Annotated in this window: 27 protein-coding genes; 8 read left to right on the top strand and 19 right to left on the bottom strand. The window is 32.3% G+C overall.

Annotated elements, in window-relative coordinates; translation table 11 throughout:
* Nucleotides 1-23: 23 nt before the first annotated feature.
* Together coaD and ACUUYC_RS01025 are read right to left on the bottom strand one after the other, a co-directional pair.
* The gene (coaD, locus tag ACUUYC_RS01030) at nt 24-479 is read right to left on the bottom strand and encodes a pantetheine-phosphate adenylyltransferase (protein WP_474262894.1); all 456 of its coding nucleotides are present in this window, start codon (nt 477-479) and stop codon (nt 24-26) included.
* 36 nt (nt 480-515) lie between these two features.
* Entirely contained in the window at nt 516-1,496 is a 981-nt protein-coding gene (locus ACUUYC_RS01025; RefSeq protein WP_474262892.1) for a D-alanine--D-alanine ligase, read from the bottom strand.
* Between the two features lie 123 nt (nt 1,497-1,619).
* Here ACUUYC_RS01025 and ACUUYC_RS01020 point away from each other — a divergent pair, with 123 nt between their 5' ends.
* Nucleotides 1,620-2,216 carry a PASTA domain-containing protein gene (locus tag ACUUYC_RS01020; protein ID WP_474262890.1) on the top strand — a complete coding sequence of 199 codons (597 nt, stop codon included), beginning with the start codon at nt 1,620-1,622 and terminating at the stop codon, nt 2,214-2,216.
* Nucleotides 2,203-3,243, top strand: coding sequence for an RluA family pseudouridine synthase (locus tag ACUUYC_RS01015; protein ID WP_474262888.1), 1,041 nt, complete (start codon nt 2,203-2,205; stop codon nt 3,241-3,243). Before ACUUYC_RS01020 ends, ACUUYC_RS01015 begins: the two co-directional genes overlap by 14 nt.
* Before the next feature lie 89 nt (nt 3,244-3,332).
* Here ACUUYC_RS01015 and ACUUYC_RS01010 read toward each other — a convergent pair whose 3' ends face one another.
* From ACUUYC_RS01010 to ACUUYC_RS00995, 4 genes are all read right to left on the bottom strand, one after another.
* Complete coding sequence (locus ACUUYC_RS01010; RefSeq protein ID WP_474262886.1) at nt 3,333-3,503, bottom strand: hypothetical protein; 171 nt, start codon at nt 3,501-3,503, stop codon at nt 3,333-3,335.
* Nucleotides 3,504-3,630: 127 nt separating this feature from the next.
* A complete protein-coding gene (locus tag ACUUYC_RS01005) occupies nt 3,631-4,074 on the bottom strand; it encodes a hypothetical protein (protein WP_474262884.1) in 444 nt (147 codons plus the stop codon).
* Nucleotides 4,075-4,109: 35 nt separating this feature from the next.
* Complete coding sequence (locus tag ACUUYC_RS01000; RefSeq protein WP_474262882.1) at nt 4,110-4,664, bottom strand: hypothetical protein; 555 nt, start codon at nt 4,662-4,664, stop codon at nt 4,110-4,112.
* A gap of 52 nt (nt 4,665-4,716) precedes the next feature.
* A complete protein-coding gene (locus ACUUYC_RS00995) occupies nt 4,717-5,049 on the bottom strand; it encodes a winged helix-turn-helix transcriptional regulator (RefSeq protein WP_474262880.1) in 333 nt (110 codons plus the stop codon).
* A 119-nt stretch (nt 5,050-5,168) separates the two neighbouring features.
* On the opposite strand from ACUUYC_RS00995, the gene ACUUYC_RS00990 reads away from it, so the two are divergent.
* The 5 genes from ACUUYC_RS00990 (at nt 5,169) to ACUUYC_RS00970 (ending at nt 9,099) form a co-directional block, all read left to right on the top strand.
* Complete coding sequence (locus tag ACUUYC_RS00990) at nt 5,169-6,050, top strand: SDR family oxidoreductase (RefSeq protein ID WP_474262878.1); 882 nt, start codon at nt 5,169-5,171, stop codon at nt 6,048-6,050.
* Between the two features lie 166 nt (nt 6,051-6,216).
* Nucleotides 6,217-6,870, top strand: a complete 654-nt coding sequence (locus ACUUYC_RS00985; RefSeq protein ID WP_474262876.1) for a VOC family protein — start codon at nt 6,217-6,219, stop codon at nt 6,868-6,870.
* A 33-nt stretch (nt 6,871-6,903) separates the two neighbouring features.
* Entirely contained in the window at nt 6,904-7,662 is a 759-nt protein-coding gene (gene yaaA / locus ACUUYC_RS00980) for a peroxide stress protein YaaA (protein WP_474262873.1), read from the top strand.
* A 4-nt stretch (nt 7,663-7,666) separates the two neighbouring features.
* Nucleotides 7,667-8,404 carry a hypothetical protein gene (locus ACUUYC_RS00975; RefSeq protein ID WP_474262871.1) on the top strand — a complete coding sequence of 246 codons (738 nt, stop codon included), beginning with the start codon at nt 7,667-7,669 and terminating at the stop codon, nt 8,402-8,404.
* Between the two features lie 5 nt (nt 8,405-8,409).
* Nucleotides 8,410-9,099, top strand: coding sequence for a uracil-DNA glycosylase family protein (locus tag ACUUYC_RS00970; RefSeq protein WP_474262869.1), 690 nt, complete (start codon nt 8,410-8,412; stop codon nt 9,097-9,099).
* Nucleotide 9,100: 1 nt separating this feature from the next.
* Here ACUUYC_RS00970 and ACUUYC_RS00965 read toward each other — a convergent pair whose 3' ends face one another.
* The 13 genes from ACUUYC_RS00965 to ACUUYC_RS00905 all read right to left on the bottom strand — a co-directional run bounded on the left by ACUUYC_RS00965 (nt 9,101) and on the right by ACUUYC_RS00905 (nt 21,653).
* The gene (locus ACUUYC_RS00965) at nt 9,101-10,297 is read right to left on the bottom strand and encodes a DUF5018 domain-containing protein (protein ID WP_474262867.1); all 1,197 of its coding nucleotides are present in this window, start codon (nt 10,295-10,297) and stop codon (nt 9,101-9,103) included.
* Nucleotides 10,298-10,358: 61 nt separating this feature from the next.
* The gene (gene rlmF, locus ACUUYC_RS00960) at nt 10,359-11,279 is read right to left on the bottom strand and encodes a 23S rRNA (adenine(1618)-N(6))-methyltransferase RlmF (RefSeq protein ID WP_474262865.1); all 921 of its coding nucleotides are present in this window, start codon (nt 11,277-11,279) and stop codon (nt 10,359-10,361) included.
* The gene (locus tag ACUUYC_RS00955) at nt 11,249-13,048 is read right to left on the bottom strand and encodes a DUF885 domain-containing protein (protein ID WP_474262863.1); all 1,800 of its coding nucleotides are present in this window, start codon (nt 13,046-13,048) and stop codon (nt 11,249-11,251) included. The genes rlmF and ACUUYC_RS00955 overlap by 31 nt, the downstream gene beginning before the upstream one ends.
* Before the next feature lie 55 nt (nt 13,049-13,103).
* Nucleotides 13,104-13,865, bottom strand: a complete 762-nt coding sequence (trpA, locus tag ACUUYC_RS00950; RefSeq protein WP_474262860.1) for a tryptophan synthase subunit alpha — start codon at nt 13,863-13,865, stop codon at nt 13,104-13,106.
* Nucleotides 13,866-13,948: 83 nt separating this feature from the next.
* Nucleotides 13,949-15,136, bottom strand: a complete 1,188-nt coding sequence (gene trpB / locus ACUUYC_RS00945) for a tryptophan synthase subunit beta (RefSeq protein WP_474262858.1) — start codon at nt 15,134-15,136, stop codon at nt 13,949-13,951.
* A 47-nt stretch (nt 15,137-15,183) separates the two neighbouring features.
* Nucleotides 15,184-15,822: a phosphoribosylanthranilate isomerase gene (locus ACUUYC_RS00940; RefSeq protein WP_474262856.1), complete on the bottom strand. Its 639-nt coding sequence runs from the start codon at nt 15,820-15,822 to the stop codon at nt 15,184-15,186.
* An 81-nt stretch (nt 15,823-15,903) separates the two neighbouring features.
* Nucleotides 15,904-16,689 (bottom strand): indole-3-glycerol phosphate synthase TrpC, encoded by a 786-nt coding sequence (trpC, locus tag ACUUYC_RS00935; RefSeq protein ID WP_474262854.1) that lies wholly within the window; start codon nt 16,687-16,689, stop codon nt 15,904-15,906.
* Between the two features lie 44 nt (nt 16,690-16,733).
* A complete protein-coding gene (trpD, locus tag ACUUYC_RS00930; RefSeq protein ID WP_474262852.1) occupies nt 16,734-17,726 on the bottom strand; it encodes an anthranilate phosphoribosyltransferase in 993 nt (330 codons plus the stop codon).
* Nucleotides 17,727-17,804: 78 nt separating this feature from the next.
* Nucleotides 17,805-18,371 carry an anthranilate synthase component II gene (locus ACUUYC_RS00925; protein ID WP_474262850.1) on the bottom strand — a complete coding sequence of 189 codons (567 nt, stop codon included), beginning with the start codon at nt 18,369-18,371 and terminating at the stop codon, nt 17,805-17,807.
* A 90-nt stretch (nt 18,372-18,461) separates the two neighbouring features.
* On the bottom strand, nt 18,462-19,856 hold the full coding sequence (locus ACUUYC_RS00920; RefSeq protein ID WP_474262848.1) for an anthranilate synthase component I family protein: 1,395 nt from the start codon (nt 19,854-19,856) through the stop codon (nt 18,462-18,464).
* Between the two features lie 195 nt (nt 19,857-20,051).
* Nucleotides 20,052-20,618 (bottom strand): YceI family protein, encoded by a 567-nt coding sequence (locus ACUUYC_RS00915; RefSeq protein WP_474262846.1) that lies wholly within the window; start codon nt 20,616-20,618, stop codon nt 20,052-20,054.
* A 44-nt stretch (nt 20,619-20,662) separates the two neighbouring features.
* Entirely contained in the window at nt 20,663-21,127 is a 465-nt protein-coding gene (locus tag ACUUYC_RS00910) for a MarR family winged helix-turn-helix transcriptional regulator (protein ID WP_474262844.1), read from the bottom strand.
* Between the two features lie 94 nt (nt 21,128-21,221).
* Nucleotides 21,222-21,653: a hypothetical protein gene (locus tag ACUUYC_RS00905; protein ID WP_474262842.1), complete on the bottom strand. Its 432-nt coding sequence runs from the start codon at nt 21,651-21,653 to the stop codon at nt 21,222-21,224.
* A 107-nt stretch (nt 21,654-21,760) separates the two neighbouring features.
* Here ACUUYC_RS00905 and ACUUYC_RS00900 point away from each other — a divergent pair, with 107 nt between their 5' ends.
* Nucleotides 21,761-23,134 carry a DUF1800 domain-containing protein gene (locus tag ACUUYC_RS00900; RefSeq protein ID WP_474262840.1) on the top strand — a complete coding sequence of 458 codons (1,374 nt, stop codon included), beginning with the start codon at nt 21,761-21,763 and terminating at the stop codon, nt 23,132-23,134.
* Nucleotide 23,135 lies beyond the last annotated feature (1 nt).

Below are 23,135 nucleotides of genomic sequence, written 5' to 3'. Positions count from 1 at the left end.
ATTTATTAAGATCCAAGACCTAATTAGTCAACTCTCACACTATCAGGAACCAACAATTTATAATCTCCATTGTGACGAATTACTTCTCTAACAATAGAAGATGAAATATATGAAGTACTTGCAGCAGTTAATAAGAAAACTGTTTCCACAGGCGCTAAATCACGATTGGTATGTGCAATTGCTTTTTCAAACTCAAAATCAGCAGGATTTCGAAGTCCACGCAAAATAAAATCTACATTATTTTTTTCACAGAAATCAACGGTTAATCCTTCGTAGGTAACAACAGTTACTCTTGGTTCATCTTTAAAAGAGTCTTCAATAAATTTTTTACGCTGTTCTAAGCTAAACATGTATTTCTTTGCAGAATTGACACCAATAGCTACAATAATTTCATCAAATAACTTTACGCCACGTTTAATGATATCATAATGTCCTAAAGTAATTGGATCAAACGATCCAGGGAAAATAGCTCTTTTCATTTTGTGTAAAATTTCTATGTAAACAGTAGCAATGTACTACTTTTTCGACAAAGCCAATGTAACAGCATTTCCGAATAATTCTGTTAATGAAATTCCGGCAACATTTGCTTGTTGTGGTAAAATACTTTCTTCAGTCATTCCAGGAACTGTATTCACTTCTATCAAATGTGGTTCATTATCTTTAAAAATAAATTCACTTCGTGAAAAACCTTCCATCTTCAAAATTTCATACACTTCTTTGGCTAGCTTTCTTACCTTCGTTTCCATTTCAGGAGAAATACGTGCAGGTGTAATTTCTTGTGATTGTCCCAAATACTTTGCTTCGTAATCAAAAAAGTCATTTTCGGAAACAATTTCTGTAATTGGTAATACTGTGATTTTTCCTTTATAATTAATAACGCCAACAGATACTTCAACACCATCTAAAAAAGATTCGATAATAATTTCATCATCTTCTTTCAATGCAATGGCAATTGCATTTTGTAATTCTTCTATTTTGTAAACTTTTGAAATCCCAAAACTGCTTCCTGCTTTATTAGCCTTTACAAAACATGGTAAACCAACTTTGTCTACAATTGCTTGTTCGTCAATAGTGTCGCCAGCATTTACATAATAAGAAGTTGCGCATTTAATCCCGTAAGGTTTCAAAGAAGCTAATAAATCACGTTTATTAAATGTTAAAGCAGCTTGATACATTCCACAACTTGTATGCGGAATTCCTATCAATTCTAAATATCCTTGCATGTAACCATCTTCTCCTGGCGTTCCATGAATAGCATTAAACACACAATCGAACGTAATTTTTAAATCGTCTATAACTACAGAAAAATCATTTTTGTCAATAGGAAACTCTTTTTCATCTGTAGTGACACAAACCCATTTATCTTTAAAAATATGAACTTTATATGCATTATAAAGTTCACTATCTAAATGTTTATAAACTACACTTCCAGTTTTCAGTGAGATGGCGTATTCACTAGAATATCCGCCCATTATGATGGCAATATTTTTCTTCATTCGGATAAGAAATAACTCAAATAAACGTTATTCAAACGAAAGTAAATCTATTTGTGGACAAATCAAAGTAGAATATTAGGAATAATAGTATGTATATTTGCCCCAATAAAATCGTTTTAATACATGAATTTTTTAAAGTTTCTCATATCAAAAGTATTTTTAAAACAAATAGCGTTTGCTATAGGAATGTTAATTGTTATTGTTTTTCTCACAATGCAATGGTTGAGTTATTCAACAAATCAAGGTGATTTTAAAACAGTTCCTGATTTAAGTAAACTTTCGTTTGAAGATGCCAAAGCAAAATTAGCTGAAAGCGATTTAAATTATATGTTGCAAGATACATCAAACTACAATCCTGATTATCCTGCATTTTCTGTTATTGAGCAAAGTCCAGTTGCAGGAGAAAAAGTAAAAGAAAATAGAAAAATATACCTAAAAATAAATCCTTCTAAATATCGTGAAATTACAATTCCTCATGTAATTCAAATCACAAGAAGAACTGCAGAGTCAACATTAAATGCTGTTGGTTTTGGAGTTGAAAAAGTGACGTACAAAGATAATATTGGGAAGGACATGGTATTAGGATTACAATACAAAGGGAAACCAATAGATCCAGGGCAAACACTTCCAAAAACATCAAAAGTAGAATTGATTTTAGGAAATGGAAAACGTCCAGGTTCAAGTTCCAACAATGAAAATGATGAAAATGCAGGAGAATAATTTTCCACAACCACAACAAGAGTCAGACGAATTATACGAACATTATTCGTTTACAGCCGAAAAAGGACAACAACCTTTACGTGTCGATAAATATTTAATGAACTTCATTGAAGGCGCAACGCGAAACAAAATTCAGCAAGCAGCTAAAGATGGAAATATCCATGTCAATGACAAACCTGTAAAATCAAATTACAAGGTAAAAGGCAATGATGTTATTAGAGTATTATTTGCACATCCACCATATGAAAATTTATTAGTTGGCGAAAACATTCCAATTGATGTTGTGTATGAAGATGATGACTTATTAGTAGTAAACAAACCAGCCGGAATGGTAGTACATCCAGGACACGGAAACTACTCAGGAACGTTGATTAATGCGTTAATATATCACTTTGATAATCTTCCAAAAAACTCTAGTGATCGTCCAGGATTAGTGCATAGAATTGATAAAGATACAAGTGGTTTATTGGTCGTGGCCAAAACGGAAGAAGCCATGACACACTTGGCAAAACAATTCTTTAACAAAACTTCAGAACGTATTTATTACGCATTGGTTTGGGGAAATGTAGACGACGATGAAGGAACTATAGAAGGAAATGTTGGACGTCATCCTAAAAACAGATTGCAAAACACGGTTTTCTTTGGCGATGATGCAGACAAAGGAAAAGCTGCGGTTACACATTATAAAGTATTAGAACGTTTAGGATATGTTACGTTGGTTTCATGCCAGTTAGAAACAGGTCGTACGCATCAAATACGTGTACATATGAAACATATAGGACATACATTATTCAATGATGAACGTTATGGTGGCGAGCGTATTTTAAAAGGAACAACCTTTACCAAATACAAACAATTTGTAGACAACTGTTTTAAAATATTACCACGACAGGCATTACATGCAAAAACACTTGGGTTTATTCATCCAAGAACAGGCGAGAAGATGAGTTTTAACTCAGAAATTCCATCTGATATTGCAGAGTGTGTAGAAAAGTGGAGAAACTACGCGAAGCATACTGAAATGTAACCTTTTTATAGTATTGAGATATTAATAATGAGAATATTCAGTATGTTATTCCTGCGTAGACAGGAATTCTAGTAATAGTTGGTATTTGATTACTTTGCTTTTTTCTCTCGTTGACTTAATTCGCAATATCCATAAATCAAACTAGCGCCACAAACGAATCCCATAATTTTGTTGACGTACTCTTCTCCATAGATTACCATATAAATAGAAGCTATAATAGATAAAATTCCGATAACTAATAATATATACTTTAATTTCATATAACTGAATTTTGTAGTTATTGAATTAGTATCAAAAGTGATGATTTTGTTACCGAATTTTTTAAATAGTAATCGAATAGTCTAAAAAACCAATAATCTTGTTAAGAGTAGATTGAGCTTGTCGAAATTACTTTTTTCTATCAAACAACAATGATTTCTTTTTAAAATCGAGTCGTAGTTGATTGAACTTTTTCTTTTTAATAAAGTTTAAATCTTCCTTAGTAATTCCAAAATTAATTGGCGTTATCCAACGATTTGAAACATTAGAATAATCAGAGTCAACCTCATAATCGTCAGAAGCTAGCGTTAGTTCATCATCACCTAAAAAGGTTAATTTTGCACCTTTTAGTGTTTTGATTTTTGTAGTGCCTAAAATAATTATGTTCAGAAAAATATAACCATTCAAATCTTCAAGTTCTGCCCAAATTCCTCCATGCTGTGATGTTGCAATTTGTTCTCCTCTAACATTTTCTATTTTGTTTTCAGTAAAAGTATCAACGTGTGTACGTTCCATAGCGCGCATATTTCCCATACGAGCTAATACTTTATCAATCGCTTTAAATAATTTCATGATCCTGTTTTTAAGGGCTGCAAGATAGAATTATTCTACGAAAGTTGAGTCAATTGACCAAAAATATCAAGATGATGTAATTCGCTTCTCAATTCAATGGTTAATTTGTTGTCCTTTAGCGTAATTCTGTAAATTTCACCTGTTTCAAAAAGTGGTTTTAAAACTTTTAAAATATTTGTGAAAAATGGAGAACGTTCTCCATTTGTTTTCATCACATACGTTGGATGTTGTGTAAGCTTTAAATAAGAAGGTTTTAGTATATCCATAAACTTTTTTCTACGAACGAAAAAAGTTGCATTATTTCTTTTTATTGTATCACTAGTCCATGTTACTAACGTTAAAAGGTTTTGATGTTTTGAAGAAAACCAGATACTTCCTGCTCCAGAATAAACAGCTCTTTTATACTTTAAATCCCAAGCGCTGCCTGTTTCAACCTTTCCGAAAATCACATAGCTCCAAGCATTATATGTACCTTTTACTTTTCCTTGTTTACTTGCAATAAAGCGTTCAAATACTTCACAAAACTTTTTGTTAGCTTGATAAAATGGAGAATCTAACTCTTGTGGTAATGCATTGGATTTTATTTTCATATAGAAGAACTTTATATAATCAGACGCTATATATAGTTTTCTGTTACACCTTTTATAAATTGTCTTTTTCGATCAAAATATTTCCAAATGTTTTAATTTGCTCAATAATAGGCAAGACTTTATGTCCATATGTAGTGAGTGAATATTCTACTCTGGGCGGAATTTCTTTATACGCCTTGCGATGTAAAATGCCAAAAGCAACTAGATTTTTCAACTCTTGAATCAGCATTTTTTCGCTAATCATAGGAATCAATCGTTTCATTTCTCCAAAGCGCCTTTTTTCTGTTCCAATTTCATTTATAATTAGGAGTCTCCATTTACCTCCAATTACTTTTAAACCTTCTCCAACGGGACACAAGGAATTATTTTCACTTTTTATATACATGCTAAATATTTGATAATCAGTTTTACATACTTTTTAGTTGGTACCTTACTTTTAGGTAAGTACTTGTCAAAAGTATAGTAAAGATATAATTTTGTATTCAAATTATAAGATAAATAAAAATGAAAAAGAAAATATTTGTTGCAGGAGCTACTGGTTTTCAAGGTGCTGGAATTGCAAAAACTTTATTGGCTAAAGGAGAAAACGTAATTACACTTTCGGGTTCAGTTACAGAAAGAACAATCAATGCAGATGGACTAGAACTTATTCCAGGAGGATTTGAAGATACAAGCGCTCTACGAATTGCTTTAACAGGAGTAAAAAAAGCAGTGTATACGTTTCCTCTAATTTTTGATGTTGAAAAAGCAAAAACATATACTGGAAACTTTATTACTGAAGCAGAAGCACATGGAATATCACATATTGTATTTAACTCAGGATTTGATTTGCCTACTGATACAACTAATTTAATAACGTTAGATTTAAAACTAGCGATTAAACGTCTTTTTGAAGCTTCAAATTTACAAGTCACAACGCTAATGCCCGATATTTATATTGATAACTTGGCGGCTCCTTGGTCAATTCCGGTAATTATGCAAAATGGTATTTTACCTTATCCCGTAAAATCAGGAGAAAAAGCACCTTGGATTAGTCATAAGGATTTAGCAGACTACACAGTAAGTGCTTTAGATAAACCTGAATTAGCGGGTAAAACATTACCTATCGGGGGAAATTTATTTACGGGAGAAGAAATTGCACATGCAATAGGAAACAAAATTGGGAAAAAAGTCAACTTTTTAAGTGTACAACCAGATGATTTTGAACAACAATTAATTCCTGCTTTTGGAGACTTGGCTGCAAAAGAAATATCAAACTTATACCGTTACGTAGCTGATAAAAAAGAACATTTATTACACAAGGATTTTAAAACAACACAACAACTATTAGGAATAAAACCACAATCATTAGAAGACTGGGTTTCTTCGGTGAATTGGAATTCGTAAATTGGTAAAATAGTGTATAGGAAAAGATATTTGAAGAGTTGCAATGTTGACTTTTTAAATATCTTTTTTTGTTTTCATAGTTTCTTATAAAAAATCCTTATTTCTATATAAAAGATAACTTCTTTGATCATTATTAAATGAACTTTAAAAGCAGTAATTTTATCATATGAAAATTAGCGAATTAACTCTTTATACAACGAACTTAAATTATCAGAAACAATTCTATACACGAGTATTGGAATTGCCTTTATTGTTTCAGGATGAAGAAAAGTTTACAGTAAAAATTGGTGTTTCTTTACTAACATTTGTAAAATCAAAAACAGCAAATCCTGCACATTTTGCCATTAATATTTCATCGTATAAAATTCAAGAAGCATTGCATTGGATTCAAAAACGAACCGAAACTTTACTGTGTGAAGGTAAGGACATCGCAGATTTTTCTAATTGGAATGCAGAAGCACTTTATTTTTATGATGTAGATGGAAACATTGTAGAATTTATTGCGCGAAAAGACTTAAACACTATAAATACACATCCGTTTTCTTCTTCAGATTTGGTAAGTATTAGTGAAATCGGAATCGTTTCGGATGATAATCAAGCAATTTACGAGCAGCTTCAAACAATACGACCAATTCCAATATATGATGGAAATCTAGATCGTTTTTGCGTATTAGGAAATGTAGAAGGTTTGTTCATTTTGGTAAATAATACCAAGAAAAAATGGTTTCCAACACAAGAAGAAGCTTTTGTAGCAGATTTTAAACTGAAAGGCGACTATAATTTTGCATTTACAAATGGTAAAATAATCACAGAAAAATAGTACATTTAACAACAAAAAAACGAAAGAGAAAAAATGAAGATTGTCATATCACCAGCAAAATCATTAGATTTAGATAGCAAAATTCCAACACAAAAACATACAGAAGCTAGTTTCTTAAAAGAAGCAGAACGCTTGAGTAAAATATTAAAAAAGAAGTCTCCTAAAAGTTTAGGGAAACTCATGCATATTTCTGATGCTTTATCAGAATTAAATTGGCAACGTAATCAAGATTGGAGTTTGCCATTTTCAACAGAAAATGCACGTCCAAGCATTTACACATTTAGCGGCGCCGTTTTTCAAGGATTGGATACATATTCCTTACCAGAAGATAAAATTGACGTATTGCAAAACTCACTACGAATTTTATCAGGTCAATACGGATTGTTAAAACCACTAGATTTAATGCAACCATATCGTTTGGAAATGGGAACGAAATTAGCTGTTGGAAAAAACAAAAACTTATATGAATTCTGGAAAAAGAAAATCACAACACAATTGAATAATGAATTAGAAGATGACGAATTATTTGTGAATTTAGCCAGTAACGAATATTACAAAGCTGTTGATGCAAAAGCATTAAAAGTACCAGTAATAACGCCAGTTTTTAAAGACTTGAAAAATGGTGAATACAAAACCATTATGACCTACGCAAAGTTAGCAAGAGGTTATATGACACGCTATATTATAGACAAAGACGCTAAAACTATTGATGACTTAAAAGGATTCAATTACGAAGGTTATGGATTTAGTGAAGAAATGTCTACCGAAAATGAATTAGTTTTTACACGATAAATATATGTTTCGTTATTATACACCTATTTTAATTCTTCAAATCTATTGTTTGTATCATGCATACAAAAATGGGAAAGATTACTTCTGGTATTTAATGATATTTATGCTTCCTGTAATTGGCGCTATTTTATATCTATTCACGCAAGTATTTAATAAAAATGATTTAGAGAAGTTTTCAGAAGAAATCGTAACGATTATTGTGCCTTCTAAGAAAGTAAAAGATGCAGAAAAAAAACTTGCTTTTGCCGAAACGTTTCAGAACAGAGTTGCACTTGCAGATGCACATTTTGAAAATGGTGATTATGAAAACGCAAACATTCACTATGAAGCTGCTTTAAGAGGAAACTTTCAGCACGATTTTTATGTCATCAAACAAATGATGGGTGCTATGAGTCAATCACAAAACTATGCAGAAGTAATTCGGTTGGCCGAAAAAGTCAAAGACAATTACGAATTTGAAAAATCACATGCACAATTTATTTACGGATTGGCGTTGGACAAATTGGGTAGGATAGAAGAAGCAGAAAAAAACTTAAAACCAATTGATCAACGGTATTCTAACTATGAAGAACGTTTGGTGTTAGCACAGTTTTATGTTAGAAATAACAAACATGATGAAGCAAAAGAAATTTTAGACGAAATCATTGTAGAAGCTCAGCATATGACGAAGCCAAACAAGCATGTCTATCGCCAAGTAATTACGGATGTACGAAAGTATCGTGAGCAATTAGATAATGCTTAATTTATATGTTTCAACATAAACATCCGTATGAACCTTTCATTCAATCTGATACTGAAAAACTCATTGTCGGAACGTTGCCGCCACCACGATTTTCTACAGGCGATTTGCTCGAAAAAGATGTGAATTTTTGTTATGGAAGTTACTACAATTCGCTGTGGTTATTCATTGATAAAATTCATAATTTAAACTTACGTTATGACAATTCACAAGAAGCGATTGACGAACGAAAGCAATTCTTAATCAAACATAAAATTGGCGTTTGCGATATTGTAGATAGTTGCGAACGCGAAAAAATAGATGCTTCTGATTTGGGAATGCAAAACATTCAACTGCGCGATGTTGTCAATTATCTCCAGAAATTTCCAAGCATTCATACCATTCTTTTTACTGGTGGAAACTCTAAAAACGGACCTGAATATTTCTTTAGAAGACATATAAAACTATACAATCTAAAATTGGAAGTTGTTTCTGACATTGTTCCCAGAATTCATCAATTTGATCTCAGTCATGCTGAACTTGATTCAGCATCTCATAATCATGAGCAAAGAATTATAAAGACTGTTTCACTTACCTCAGCTTCTGGCGCAGCAAACAGAGCTGTTGGAAGCATTCCATTATACCGAAAATTAAAAAGCGAAAACCCAAAATTTACTACTTTTGATTTTCGCGTGTTGCAATATCGGGAGTTTTTTTGAATTATTTCTTTCCTACTATTTTCATATTATAATGCCACGGATGTTCGTACCAAATACTCCAATCGTCTAGATTTGTATTTTCACTTAATTTTGATACTCCTGAGTAGGCTTGTGCATTACAAAATCCATTAACTTCATAATTAATACCATGTATTCCTGTGTTCACACCCAAATTTCCGCCATTTACAACATGCATTGTGAAAATGTATTCTATTCCTGCATCAAAGAAAAGTTTAAAGTTTGTGATATCAAAATCAACCCAGCCACCATTAAAATTCGCAGGAATTGTTTGTGTTAAGTTTCCAATTAATGTTCCATCTTTCTGTCTAATATTTAATTTAACATCTAGTGGATTATTATAATTAGAACCATTTTCAGAAGATCTGAAAGCTCCTGTAAGGTTAAATCCAAATTTAGTTGGATGTGCATCTTCTTCAAAAACAACTCCTTGTCCAGTGCCTACATTTCTGTCAAAAGCAGCAATTCCAGCGGGATTATTTGTTCTATCATCTCCTCCAAACCATCCACTTGAAATCATGTCATCACAAACATTATTAAAATCCATGTCCATAGTTTCAACTCGTAACGTATAAACTCTTTGATCACCATTTAAAGCTGTAACAGTATATTCTACATCAGAAGAGTAATTTGTGATAGTCGAAGGATCAGGTGAAATAGTAGCCAAAGGAGAGAACTCTATACTCAAATCTAAATTTGTTTTGTCTGTGAAAGTTGGGAATCTTTTAATAATTGTTGTTGTATTAACATTCACATCAGAAGTAGTCGCGAAGTCAGGCGTCGTAAATGTATACGAAAGAATAAAGTTTTCATCATTTAATTCATTAGTGATATCAATGGTGTATTGCCTTGTGTCTCCATTTTCTGCAGTTACAGTTAAATTAAAAGGACCTGAAATTGATGTTATTGTCGCTGGATCAGGAGCAATAGTTGCTTTATTTGATATAGCAACATCTAGTAGAATGTCAGTTAATTCTAAAGTTTCAGGAACAGTACCAATGATTGTATTTGCTGAAATAGGAAAACTAGTACCATAACCTCCTTTTGTTAATTGAAAAGAAGTAATAAAATTATTAGAACTTAATGTAGGAGCTACATCAGAAGAATCATCACTGCTACAAGAAAATAATAAGATTAATAAAATTAATGGTAATTGAAATAGAATATTTCTTTTTTTCATAATATAAGGTTTTAACGATCGCAAAAGTATATAATTAATCCTACAAATTTTGATTTTTATATTAAAAACTCCAAGCGACAATTCTACTCACTTTATTGCCTTGTCCCATCGGAATGGTTTTTATAGTAGAAGCATTCACACGTTTTAATGCATCATAAATTGCAGGAAGATTTTCTTTTTTAGAAACCAAGGTTGTAAACCATAAACACGATTTTGAAAATTGTTTACTTTCTTTAATCATGTTTTTAATAAACTTCTTTTCGCCGCCTTTACACCACAATTCATTGCTTTGTCCACCAAAATTTAATTCAGTTTTTACAGTTTTGTCGCCTTTCAAGTTTTGTAACTTTCTTTGTGTTCCTGCTTGAGCTTCTTTAGCAGATTTATGGAATGGTGGATTGCAAAGTGTCACCGAAATACATTCAGACGAATCTATAACTCCTTTAAAAATTTGATTTGGATTTTGTTGTTGACGAATCTCAATAGAATCTTTTAAATTCATGTTTTTTGAGATTATCTTTTCTGCATTTTCAATCGAAACAGCATCAATATCTGAAGCAATAAATGACCAACCATATTCCTGTGTTCCAATAATTGGATAGACCAAATTTGCGCCAGTTCCAATATCTAAACATTTAATTTGTTTCCCTTTCGGGATTTCATTCTGATAGGTTTCAGCCAACAATGTTGCAATATGGTGTATATAATCAGCTCTTCCAGGAATTGGTGGACACAAATAATTCTTTGGAATGTCCCAGTAATCTATACCATAGTATTGCTTTAATAACGCTTTATTAAGCATTTTTACAGCTTCTGAATCAAAAAAGTTAATAGATGTATCGCCAAACTTGTTCAATGCTACAAACTGCTTTAATGCTGGACATGCTTTTATAAGTACATAAAAATCATACCGTCCTTGATGTTTGTTAAGCGGATGTAGTTTAGACTTCTCTATTTTGTGTTGCTTTTTGTTTGAATCCATACATTAATTTTATCTTCTAACAATTGCAATGGAATACAACCAGTACTCAAAACTTGATTGTGAAACGCACGAATATCAAATTTTTCACCTAATTCCTTTTCAGCTTTAGCGCGCAACTCACGAATTTTTAATTGTCCAATTTTATACGACAATGCTTGCCCCGGATTTGCCATATAACGTTCAATCTCAGAAATAATACTTGCTTCACTTTCAGCTTCATTATTTAATGAATACTCAATAGCTTGTTCACGTGTCCAACCTTTGGCGTGTAATCCTGTATCAACGACCAAACGAATTGCACGATGCATTTCCATACCTAACATTCCAAAATATTGATATGGATCTGTATATAAACCTAACTCTTTTCCTAAGGATTCTGTATATAATGCCCAACCTTCGCCATATGCACTATACCATAATGTTTTTCTAAATGCAGGTAAATCGTTATTTTCTTGTGTCAATGAAATTTGATAATGATGTCCTGGAATAGCTTCATGTAAAAACAACGCTTCATCTGAAAACACATTGTATTTTGTTGCGTCAGGAATTGGCGTATAAAAAATACCCGGACGTGTTCCGTCTAATGAACCTGGATTGTATTCAGCACTTGCTGAAGCTTCTCTAAAAGCTTCCGTACGACGAACTTCAAAAGATGTTTTTGGCTTCAAGTCAAATAGTTTTTCTAGTTGAGGTTTCATTCGATCATGAATCGCATTGAAATTGTCAATAATCTGTTTTGCGTTCGAATACGGCATTAATTCTTTATTCTCTCTCACAAAATTGAAAAATGATTTCATATCACCTTTGTATCCAACTTGTACTTTTACTTTTTCCATCTCTGCCAAAATTCGAGCTACTTCTTTCAATCCTAATTGATGAATTTCATCAGCCGTCATGTTCGTAGTCGTATAATTTTTTATAGCATGATTGTAATAGGCTTCTCCATTTGGAATTCCTGAAATACCACTTGTTTCTCTTCCAGCTTTTAAATAATCTCCTTTTAAAAATTGGTGTATTTCATCAAATGAAGGAATTAATTTCTCAGTTAAGATTTTAGTATAGGAAGCTATTAATTGCTTTTTATCACTATCTGAAAAACCTGTTGGAAAGTTTTTAATTGGTGAATAAAACAAATGATTTTCTACTGCTGTAGAAGCTAATACTTCAAACTGTGGAATTACCTTTTTAATCAATGATTTTGGTAATACAACTTCTTGTTGAACACCTTCTTGCATGCGTTTTTTAGCAGTTTGCAACCAAATGTTATAACCTTCCAAGCGTTGTAGCCAATTGTTGTAATCTTCAACCGTTTTAAAAGGTTGTGCGCCAGCGCCACTTGCCAATTGACCAACGGATAAATTTAACGTCCACATTTGATTAATTGGGAGTAATTGATCGTTTCTAAAACTTAATTGCTTTAAATTCGTATCACAATCCCACTTCAAAATTGCTTTACTCAACTGCTCACTTTCAGAAAGATCTTTGTCTTCGAAACTTGAAAGCTTTTCTTTAAAAGAAGTATAATGTGATTTTATCTTTTCATGATAAGTTGCTGACAAGAAATTCGGAAACTGATCATTATATTTATTATTTCCTGCAAATGTTGCGTTTAAAGGATTCAATTCTAATCCTTTTTGATAGTAACTGTCTAAAAAATCAGCAAAAGTTTGAGTAGATTTTGAAGTTTCTGTTGTGTCTTTTTTCTTTTCACCTTCGCAAGAAGTCAAAGAAAATAGTAATACGAAAATGATATAAATATATTTTTTCATTTGATGAATTTGATGAATTTGATTAATGAAGAACTAAAAGTACTACTTTTTTGAATTACCGAATGTTTGAAACAAAATCAGAAATGGTATTTGTTCCGTTTTGGGTTAAGTGTTTTATAAAAGCACTTCCAATAATAGCACCTTTTGCTTTGTCAGTTGCTTGATTGAAGGTTTCACGATTGGAAATTCCAAAACCAACTATTTGAGGGTTTTTTAAATTCATGTTGCCAATTCTATCGAAATAATCTGATTGGGTATTTCCGAAACTACTTTTAGCTCCAGTGGTTCCTGCCGAACTAACCATGTAGATAAATCCGTTAGAAATGCTATCAATAAATTTGATACGTTCTTCAGAAGTTTGAGGTGTAATTAAAAACACATTAATCAAACCGTATTTCTCAAAAATGGCTTGATATTCAGTATGATAAACATCAACAGGCATGTCTGGAATAATCAATCCGTCAATTCCAACTTCTTGACATTTAGCACAAAAAGCTTCAATCCCATATTGCATCATCGGATTTAAATAGCCCATAATAATTAGTGGAATGGAAACCGTTTTTCGAATGTCTTGTATTTGTGTGAATAAAATTTCACTTGTCATTCCGTTTTCTAACGCTTGTGTAGAACTTGCCTGAATCGTTGGTCCATCTGCTAATGGATCACTAAATGGTAAGCCAATTTCGATCATGTCGATACCATTTTTTTCTAACTCTTGAATCACGCCAACTGTATCATTTAAACTTGGATAACCTGCCGTGAAATATATAGATAATAACTTTTTATCTTCTTGTAATTTTTGGTTTATTCTGTTCATGTTCAATAGTATTGAGTACTGAGTTTTTAGTATTGAGATGTTAGTTTCGTCTTGTCTAATATCTCAATACTCATATCTCATTACTATAATTTAAAATAATCAATATATGTATTCAAATCTTTGTCGCCACGACCAGATAAATTCAAGACTACAATTTCATCTTCTTTGAACTTTCGTGTGTCAAAAATCGCTAATGCGTGCGAACTTTCTATAGCAGGAATTATTCCTTCTAATTGCGATAACTCTAAACCTGCTGTCATGGCTTCATCATCTGTAATAGAAATAAATTCTGCTCGTTTACTTTCGTATAAATGTGCATGCATTGGTCCGACTCCAGGATAATCTAATCCAGCCGAAATTGAATACGGTTCTGTAATTTGTCCATCTTTAGATTGCATTAATAAAGTTCTACTTCCGTGAATAATTCCATCTTCACCTAAAACAGAAGTTGCAGCACTTTCACCTGAGTGAATTCCTTTTCCAGCCGCTTCTACTGCAATTAAGTTGACGCGTTCATCATCTAAATATTGATAAAAAGCACCAGCCGCATTACTTCCGCCACCAACACATGCAATGACATGATCAGGATAGGAGCGACCTTCTTTTTCTTTTAATTGCCATTCTATTTCTTCAGAAATTACAGCTTGAAAACGCGCTACCATATCAGGATACGGATGCGGTCCAACAACAGAACCAATGATGTAATGTGTGTTTACAGGATTACTAATCCAATCGCGAATAGCTTCGTTTGTAGCATCTTTTAATGTTCTACTTCCTGACAGTGCAGGACGAACTTCTGCGCCTAACATTTTCATACGAGCTACATTTGGAGCCTGGCGGGCAATATCAATTTCGCCCATGTATACAATACATTCCATGCCCATTAGCGCACAAACTGTTGCGGTTGCTACACCATGTTGTCCAGCGCCAGTTTCGGCAATGATTCTAGTTTTACCCAAACGTTTTGCCATTAAAATTTGTCCAATCGTATTATTTACTTTGTGCGCGCCAGTATGATTTAGATCTTCACGCTTTAAGTAAATTTTTGTATTGTATTTAGCAGATAAACGTGCTGCATAAAATAGAGGAGAAGGACGACCAACATAGTCTTTTAGTAATTGTTGAAATTCTTTTTGAAAAGAATCCTCATACATGATTTCCAAATATTTTTGGCGTAATTCTTCTACATTCGGATATAGCATTTCAGGAATGTATGCGCCACCAAACGGTCCGTAATATCCTTTTTCGTTAACGTGGTATGTTTTTTTCATTTTTCTTTTAAGTTGCGTCAAGCTGAACTTGATTCAGAATCTTTTATTTATAATATATGTTCTTTAAAACTTTTTAATTTGTCAATATCTTTTAATCCTGGAACGATTTCAAATTTACTATTAATGTCTAATGCATGACAATATTTTGAAGCGTTACTATTCAAAAAGGCTTCAAGTTTAGGAACCGTTTCTAAGCCAATTCCGCCACTTAAAAAGAATGGTTTTTCGGAAGGATAATTTTCTAAAACTGTCCAATCAAACGTAACACCATTTCCGCCAGGTAATTTTCCTTTCGTGTCAAACAAAAAATAATCGACAACTTCTTCAAAATCTTTCAAAACGGAAAAATCAAATTCATCTTTAACTGAAAATACTTTGATGATTTCTATATCTCGACTGCGCTCGATGTGACATTTAGTTTTTAAGTCTTTACAAAATTCAGGACTTTCACTTCCGTGTAATTGTACAGCTTGTAAATCGTATAACTTTATTCTGTTTAAAATTTCTTCAACAGAAGCATTTACAAAAACGCCTGTTTTTTTGATATTCTCTGGGATTTCTGGAATCATTGTGTCAAAAAAACGAGATGATTTCTTATAGAATATAAAACCCAAATAATCTGGCTGCAATTTGCTAATTGCCGTCATATTATCTTCATATTTCATTCCGCATATTTTGAGTTTCATAGTAAAACTTGTTTTGCTTTCCCGTGAAAACGGGAATCTGTTTGATGTGATGCTGAATCAAGTTCAGCATGACGCTTGGTTCTATTTCTTCAATTCATTAATAAAATCCAATGCACTAGTACCTGGATTTTCAGTTTTCATAAAATTTTCACCGATTAAGAAACCTTGATAGCCAAAAGGCTGTAAATCTTTGATTGCTGCAACCGAACTAATTCCACTTTCTGATACTTTTACGAAGTCATTAGGAATATGCGTTGATAATTCCTTGCTGATAGCTGTACTTACTTCAAATGTTTTTAGATTACGATTGTTTACACCTAACATATCTAACGAAGGCATAATTGATTTCTGTAATTCTTCTAAATTGTGAACTTCTAATAAGACATCCAAACCTAAGCTTTTTGCAGTTTCTGATAAACTTTTAATTTCATCTCGTGTCAATACTGCTGCAATTAATAAAATTACATCAGCTCCATGTGCTTTTGCCTCTAGGATTTGATATTCATCAATGATAAATTCTTTTCGTAAGATTGGCAATTGTGCGCTCGCTCTTGCTAATAAAACATCATCCAACGAACCACCAAAATATTTTCCGTCGGTTAATACAGACATTCCACAAACGCCAGCATGTTCGTACCCTTTTGCAACATCTTGTGCACTTGCACTTTGATTAATGACTGCTTTTGATGGTGAACGTCTTTTAAATTCTGCAATAATTCCAGTGTCACTTTCACGCAAAGCGTTTGCCAGCGAAGAAGTTTCACGATTAAATAATACAGAAGCTTCCAATTGTGATACAGGAATGATACTTTTTTTGAGAGTAACTTCCTTGTATTTATCTGCTATGATTTTATCTAAAATGGTCATAAAAATTTTCAATTTTTATTCCCGAGTCATCGGGAATCTCACTATTACTTACTAAATTCTTGTAACTTCTTTAATACGTTTAATGCTTTTCCAGAATGCAAAGATTCTTTTGCGATTTCGAAACCTTCTTTTGCTTTTAATCCTTTTACGGTAGCAATTGCCATTCCTGCGTTGGCGCAAACAACATTGTTTTGTGGATCAGTTCCTTTTCCTTGTAATATGTTTGTGAAAATTTCGGCAGCCGAAGCCACAGAATCTCCACCATATATTGACGCCTGCGTATGTTTTGGAACACCAAAATCTTCTGGCGTTAGCATTTCTTCTGAATTGTTCCGAATTGCTTTGGTTGCGCCTGTTAATGAGATTTCATCGTAACCATCAAGTGCATGTAATATGGTATAATTTTTATCTGTGTTTTGATATAGATATCCATACATTCGTGCTAATTCTAAGTTGAAAACTCCAACCATTTGATTTTTTGGAAACGAAGGATTTACCATTGGCCCAAGCATGTTGAAGAATGTTTTTACACCTAAAGCTCTACGAATTGGAGCCACATTTTTCATTGCTGGATGAAATAAGGGCGCATGTAATACACAAATTCCTGCTTTGTCAATACACTTTTCTAAGAAGTCAGCATCATTGGTGAATTTTATACCTAAATGCTCCATTACATTTGATGAACCACTTACAGAAGAAACTCCGTAATTTCCATGTTTGGCAACTTTTACATCAGCACCAGCAGTAATAAAAGAAGCTAATGTTGAAATGTTGAATGTATCCTTTCCGTCACCGCCAGTTCCGCATAAATCAATTGCGTTGTATGCTGATAAATCTACAGGAATACACAGTTCTAATAATGCATCACGGAAACCTTTGAGTTCTTCAAGCGTTACGCTTCGCATCATGAAAACAGTAAGGAATGAAGCAATTTGACTAGGATTGTACATGTCTTTCGAAATATTTACCAATACTTGCTTGGCTTCTGCTTCGGTAATGTTTTCGTGATTTATAAGTCTATTTAGTAATTTTTTCATGTTTTTTAAAGTATTGAGGTTTTAGTATTGAGAATTGAGAAGAAAGACTGCTAACTACTCACATCTCAATACTCATTACTATTTAGTAACCCAGTTTTCTAATATTTGTTTTCCATGTGGCGTTAATACAGATTCTGGATGATATTGTACACCACGAACATCATATACTTTATGACGAAGCGACATTATTTGCCCGTTTTCATCAAAAGAAGTTGCTTCTAAACTTTCTGGTAATGGACTTGTAACAATCCAAGAATGGTAACGTCCAACTTCAAATGATTTTGGCAAGCCGTCAAATAATGATTCATCAGTAACAGACAATTCTATATTGGTAGCCACACCGTGATATACTTCCGATAAGTTTGAAAGTGAACCACCAAATACTTCACCAATAGCTTGCTGTCCTAAACATACACCTAGAATACTTTTGGTAGCAGCATATTTTGCGATAATTGGTTTTAGTAAACCAGCTTCATCGGGAATTCCTGGGCCTGGAGAAAGAATGATTTTTTCATATGCATCAACTTCTTCTAATGAAAGTTGATCGTTCCTTTTTACAGTAACATCACAATTCAAATCTTCTAAATAGTGTACAAGATTATAAGTGAAACTATCGTAATTATCTATGACTAGTACTTTTTTCATGTTTTTTCTTTTAGGTTTGAGACTTTAGTATTGAGAACTGTGACAGGTTTTATTTATCTAATTACTCACTACTCATAACTCACTTCTATTTTATATTGTTTCAGCAATTTCCAATGCTGTGTTTAATGCTCTTAGTTTGTTGTATACTTCTTGATTTTCGTTTTCTTCAGATGATTTTGCTACAATTCCAGCGCCAGCCTGATAGTGTAATTTATGATTTTTACTTAAAAATGTTCTGATCATAATTGCATGGTTAAAGTTTCCGTCAAAGTCCATAAAACCAATAGCGCCACCATAAAAATCACGGTTTGAAGTTTCGTATTTTTCAATTAATTGCATGGCTTTATGTTTTGGCGCGCCACTTAATGTTCCAGCTGGAAATGTGTCTGCGACTACTTGCATTGTCAATGCATCTTTATGTTTCTGAGCTGTTACTTTCGATACTAAATGAATTACATGTGAAAAGAATTGTAATTCTTTATAAGTTTCTACTTTGACTTGGTTTCCGTTTCTACTTAAATCGTTTCGAGCCAAATCGACCAACATTACATGTTCGGCATTTTCTTTTGGATCATCAAATAGTCTTTTTGCAGATTCGGCATCTTCTTCGTCATTTCCAGTACGTTTGAAGGTTCCGGCAATTGGGTGAATTTCTGTGTGATTGTCTTGAACAACTAATTGTGCTTCTGGCGAAGAACCAAAGATTTTGAAATCGCCATAATCGAAATAGAATAAGTATGGAGACGGATTGATACTTCGCAATGCACGATATACATTAAACTCATCTCCTTTAAATTTTTGAATAAACCTTCTTGATAATACTAATTGAAAAACATCGCCACGATAACAGTGTTTTTTAGCTAATGCTACATTTTGTTTGAATTGTTCATCATTTAGGTTTGAAGTACGCTCACCATCAATTTTGAAGTTGTACGTTGTAAAGTTTTTTGAACTAAGTAGATGCTCAATAGAAGCAATATTGTCTTCTGTTTCATATGAATGAGAAAAGATATAGGCTTCATTTTTGAAATGATTGAACGCAATAATATTTTGATAGACGGCGTAATAGATGTCTGGAATATCTAATGATTGTTCTTTTTTAGAAACTTCTACATCTTCAAAATACCGAACAGCATCATATGCGATGTAACCAAATAAGCCGTTATTGATAAACTTGAAATCGTTTTTATCCGTTTTAAATTGTTGTGAAAACTCATGAACTAAAGCTGGAACATCTGTTGTGTCATCAATAGCAATCGTATTCTTTTCTCCATTTGGATATTCGCGCATGAGTGTTTCATTTTCTACCTTTATACTTGCAATTGGATTGCAACATACGTAGGAAAAACTATTCCCGCTAGCATGATAGTCACTACTTTCGAGCAATAAACTGTTTGGGTATTTATCTCTGATCTTGAGATATACACTTACTGGCGTAATCGTGTCAGCCAGAATTTTTTTGTAGGTTGTTTTTAAAGAATACATAGTTTGGTTTGTTTCAAAAAAAAAAGACTTGTCGTGATTGACAAGTCTTTTTTTATATCTATTGTTTAATAAATAGGGACTTTGCTCACGATCTTTGAGTTCGTAAGTTCCACCACCAAGTATTTACTAAATTTGTGTTCATTTTTGTTTTTGTTGTAACAAATATAGCAATGAATTCTAAAAATAAAAAAGTTTTTAGAATTTTAATTTAACATTTAAATCAAATTCATTGCTAATCGCTTTGTCTTTTAGTCCATCAATAAAAGAAGCAGAACCATATTTGATTCCATATTTAGTACGATCAACTTTTAATTTTGCTTCTGCAGAATTTTCTTCTAATTCAATATCAAATGTAATAGGAGACTTTTTTCCTTTAATAGTTAAGTCAGCAGCAACTCTATAAACGTTGTCATCTGATTCAACAACTTTTCTAAATTTCAAAATTGCATCTGGAAATTTTGCCACTCCAAAAAAGTCATCTGATTTTAAATGTCCATCTAACTTTCCTTTGTATTCTCCTGTTAGATCTGTAGTATTAATGGTTGTCATGTTTATTGTAAACATTCCACCAACTAGTTTTCCATCTTTGAATTCTAATGTTCCATTTGTGAAATTAATAGTTCCTTCATGTTGTCCGGTTACTTTATAACCTGTCCATTCAATAGAACTTTCTTTTGCGTCAATTTTTTTGTTTTGTGCAAAAGTAGTTGTAACAGTAGTCATAACAAATATTGCTACTAATGATAAAATACGTGTTTTCATTTTTTTGTTTTTAATTTATTTCGATATTTATGTATAGGGCAATTTTATAAGGATTGCGTACCTCTTAATTTTTCTAATAATATATTTAATGTTTCCGCTTCTTCAATAGTAAGTGGTTGCATGATGTTTTCTTCTAGTTTGGTTAATTCTGGATCAATAGTATCTAACAAGTTTAGTCCATTTTTTGTAATAATAATTTCAACTTTTCTGCGATTTTCAGGACAAATGGTACGTTCCACTAATCCTTTTAAAATCAACTTATCAATCAAGCGAGTCGTATTACTATTTTTATGAACCATTCGTTCTTGAATCGTTGCTAAATTTGCTGGTTTTCCTTTTTGACCTCTTAATATTCGAAGTACATTATATTGTTGTCCAGAAAGATCATATTGTTTAAAAAAATCCAAATAGTTTTCTGATAACATGTTATTTGTAATCAGAAAATTCAAGGATGTTCGCTTTGCTAAAGATAAAATAGCATCGCTTTTTAATATGTCTTGAAGTTTCATAGTTGTATGTACAATATTTGTATATACAAATGTAATAATATTTTGAAAATAGAAAAGAAGAGTAGTGTTAAAATTTCATTAAAAAAGGAATGTTTTATTTTTGATCGTTGATTTTTAGAATTTCAACTTTTCCGCTTTTGTGAACTTCGTGTTGATATGTAAAACTATCTGCATATCCTATATGCCATTTGTCAAATAGATAATAAAAATGAAGAGATTTGCCTATAAGTTTCTTTTTATCATATCTTTTTTTTGGATTCACACGTTTAATCTCTAAACTGTCATTCTGTTCAGGTTGATAATTGAAATCAAATATGTTTTTCGAGTTGAGTTCTTCTATAATAAATTCAGGTAGTAATTCATCAAGTTGTTTTGAAGGTTCCATCATAAGTCCATCCATAACAAAATCATTAATTCCAGATACACGTTCTAATGTCCAAACATAATATATATTCTTTTGATGTTTGGTAGCTTCTAAATTTTCTGAACAACTGCAAAATCGAATCGAACTTATGGCTTTACACATTATATGAGCTTTTAAACTTTCAAATTTAAATGAATTCTATTTGAGATCAAAAATACCAAATTAAACTTTTTTCACGTTTTATAGTCTTAGCATAAAAGCTGTTATTTATGACATTAGAAGAAATCATACACGTGCATTACCGAACTGGATTTGGAATTTCATATAAGCAGGCTACTACATTACAAAGAAAATCGAGAAGGACAATTGTGAATGAAATTTTTGATGCTTCTAACACATTTACACCATTACAAGTTGATATTTCGGAGTTACTGTCAAAAGTAAAAGGACTAAAAATGAAAGATCGTAAAAAACTACGATCACTCTTCAAAGAAAGTGCAAAGAAAGTACATGAACTCAATATTGCCTGGATATACAGATTAGGAACTTCTAAAGAAGCATTACGTGAAAAAATGACGCTTTTTTGGGCAAACCACTTTGTATGTCATGACAAAAATATTCTTCATATTCAAAACTATAATAATACACTTCGCAAACATGCACTTGGAAACTTTAAAGATTTTGTGATTGCAATTTCCAAAGAAGCTTCCATGATTAAATATTTAAACACAAAGCAGAATAAAAAGCGAAAACCTAACGAAAATTTTGCTCGTGAGTTAATGGAATTATTTATGCTTGGACGCGATCAGTATTCTGAAAAAGATATCAAAGAAGCTGCTCGTGCTTTTACAGGTTGGAATCATGATATATTAGGTGACTTTCGCTTCCGAAGTAGGCAACATGATTATGAAGAGAAAACATTTTTGGGTGAAACTGGAAGTTTTGGAGGTGAAGACATTATAGAAATCATTTTACAAAAAGAGCAATGTGCACAATTTATCTGTGAAAAGATATATGCGTATTTCGTGAATGATGAAGTTGACAATTCTCGCGTAAGCGAAATGACAAAAGTATTTTTTAAAGATTATGATATTGAAAACCTGATGCGTTTTATGTTTATGTCTGATTGGTTTTATGATGAAAAAAATATTGGAACGAAGATAAAATCACCAATGGAATTCTTAGTTGGTGTGCATAGAGTTGTACCAATGCAGTTTGAAAAACCAAAAGAATTAATCTATCTGCAAAAGTTATTAGGACAACATTTATTGTTTCCGCCAAATGTTGCAGGTTGGAAAGGCGGACGCAATTGGATTAATCCAAATACGATGATGTTACGCCTCAAATTGCCTTCTATATTATTAGCAAATGGTGTCATTGCCTTAGATGAAAAAGGAGCTTTTGAAGACGATTTTCAACGGTTTAATGACAAACAGAATCGACAACGAAAACTGAAAGTAACTGCAGATTGGGAACGCTTCAAATCACAACAGAAAAATGTGACTTCACAAGAATTGCAAAATGCTTTATTGACAAGTCCCATAAATAAAGGAACGCAAGAATATTTAGCTAAATTAAAGGAACAGAACCTTCAAGAATATTGCATTCAATTAATGTCATTGCCAGAATATCAATTGTGTTAAA

The sequence above is a fragment of the Kordia sp. E genome (genome assembly GCF_056033805.1).
The sequence above is the reverse complement of the archived record's forward strand: the minus strand, read 5'-3'. Positions and strand labels throughout refer to the sequence as shown.